This is a genomic window from Dietzia cercidiphylli (assembly GCF_014145145.1).
Taxonomy (GTDB): Bacteria; Actinomycetota; Actinomycetes; order Mycobacteriales; family Mycobacteriaceae; genus Dietzia; species Dietzia natronolimnaea.
This window is the reverse complement of sequence record NZ_JAALEA010000453.1, coordinates 1-2,328: the sequence shown is the minus strand read 5'-3', so window position 1 is coordinate 2,328 and position 2,328 is coordinate 1. Positions and strand designations below refer to the sequence as shown.

Below are 2,328 nucleotides of genomic sequence, written 5' to 3'. Positions count from 1 at the left end.
GGTGAAGGCGGACGCCTACGGCCACGGCGCCGTGCCGGTCTCGCTCGCGGCGCTGCGCGGTGGGGCGGACGCGCTGGGCGTCACGACGATCGCCGAGGCAGTGCAGCTGCGTGACGCGGGCATCGACGCCGAGATCCTGGCCTGGTTGTTCGGGGTGGGTGACGACGTCGGCGTGGCGCTCGAGGCGGATGTGGACCTGGCGGTCCCGAGCCCGGGCCACCTCGACACCGTTCTCGACGCCGCCCGGCGTACCGGCCGCCGCGCCAGGGTGACCCCCAAGATCGACACCGGGCTCGCCCGCTCCGGCATCACCCTCGACGAGTGGCCCTCCCTGCTCGACCGGCTGGTCGCCGCCTCCGACGAGGGCCTCATCGAGGTGACCGGGCTGATGGCGCACTTCGCGCACGCCGACGATCCGGGCAACCCGGTGATCGACCAGCAGGTCGACCGTCTGCACGCGTGCGTGGCGCAGGCCCGCGCCCGCGGGGTGCGGTGCCCGGTCAACCACCACGCCAACTCCGCGGCCACCCTGACCCGCCCGGACGACGGCTTCGAGATGGTCCGCCCCGGGATCGCCCTCTACGGGCTCAACCCGGTCGACGGTCTCGAGGCGGAGCTGGTCCCGGCCATGACGTTCTCCGCCGAGGTCCTGATGGTCAAGCGCATCGCCGCCGGTCAGGGGGTGAGCTACGGGCACACGTGGCACGCCCCGCGGGACACCACGGTGGCCCTCGTGGCGGCGGGGTACGCCGACGGGGTGTGGCGACTGCTCTCGGGCAGGCTCGACGTGTCGATCCACGGACGCCGGTACCCGAACGTCGGCCGCGTCTGCATGGACCAGTTCGTCGTCGACCTGGGACCGGACCCGGGCGACTCGGTCCGCGCGGGGGACACCGCCGTCCTGTTCGGTACCGGCTCCGACGGGGGCCCCACCGCCGCCGAGTGGGCCCGCACCCTCGGGACCATCCACTACGAGGTCGTCACAGCCGTCCGAGGCCGAGCGGTGCGCCAGCACGTTCTCGGGGCCCGCCACGCCAGCGGCGGGCAGAGGGAGGGTTCGCTATGAGTGGAGAAGACGACTCGCCCGGGCGCCGGAGGTCGATGCCCCGGCTCCGGTGGCCCCGGCGCCCTTCCCGGTCCGCTGCGGGGGATCCCGTCGAGGTCCGGTCACCCGAACTGGTGGGCGGGGAGACCGGGGACGCCGAGTCCGTCGAGGAGCAGATCCGGGCCCCGGGCGGTCTCGCCGCGGGTCTGAGCGCCCTCGGCGCCGCGACGATCGGATCCGTGGGCACGCTCCTCCCGGGACGCCGGGCAAGTGACCCGTGGGCCGGCGAGGACATGTGGGAGCTCGGGGTCGACCGGGGTTCGATGGTCGCCGCCTCGGACGGTGTCCCGCTCGCGGTGCGGGAGGCCGGCCCGACCGACGCGCCGATGACCGTGGTGTTCGCCCACGGGTACACGCTGTCGATGGACTCCTGGCACTTCCAGCGCCGGCACCTCCAGGACCGATTCGGCTCCGAGGTCCGCCTGGTCTTCTACGATCAGCGCGGTCACGGACTCAGCGGCAAGAGCTCGCGCGACAACTCGACCATCGCCCAGCTGGCGTCCGACCTCAACTCGGTGATCTCCGCCACGGCGCCGACCGGCCCGATCGTGGCGATCGGCCACTCCATGGGGGGCATGACGGTCCTCGGCTACGCCGTCCGCCACGAGGACGCGGTCCGCGAGCGCGTGCTCGGCGTGGGGCTGGTCGCCACGGCGATGGCGGAACTGTCGGAGTCGGGCCTGGGTGCCGTGCTCGACAGCAGGGCCGTCAGCAGATTCGTGGGCCTCGCCGGCCGCACGCCCGCGGTGTTCACCAGCAGCCGCAGGGCCCTCGGGGCGATCATCTCGCCGTTCATCTACGGCGGCTCGTTCGGCGACCCGGCCAAGATGAGCCCGACCGTCGCCAGGTTCGTGGACAAGCTCATCGCCTCGACGGACGTCCTGACGATCGCGAACTTCTTCGAGACCCTCACCCAGCACGACGAGTCCGCGGCCGTGCCCGTGCTCCGCGACGTGCGCACCACGGTGTTGTGCGGGGACCGCGACCTGCTCACCCCCCTCGACCGCTCGGTGGACATCGCCGAGGCGCTGCCGGACGCCGAGTTCGTGGTGGTCCCCGGAGCGGGGCACATGGTGATGTTGGAGGAGCCCGCGCACGTGTCGGAGGTCCTCGGCGACCTCATCGCGGACGCCATCGTCGAGTGGCGCGCACGCACGCGGGAGAAGTCGAGCGGCACCGAATCGTCGAAGGGCACCGGATCGTCGAGTGGCTCAGGATCGTCG

Annotated in this window: 2 protein-coding genes; both read left to right on the top strand. The window is 72.9% G+C overall.

Going from position 1 to position 2,328, the window contains the following annotated elements:
* Position 1: 1 nt before the first annotated feature.
* Entirely contained in the window at positions 2–1,066 is a 1,065-nt protein-coding gene (alr, locus tag G6028_RS15265) for an alanine racemase (protein ID WP_338404248.1), read from the top strand.
* The coding region (locus tag G6028_RS15260) for an alpha/beta fold hydrolase (protein ID WP_241730806.1) at positions 1,063–2,328 on the top strand (1,266 nt) is incomplete at its 3' end. The genes alr and G6028_RS15260, both read left to right, overlap by 4 nt.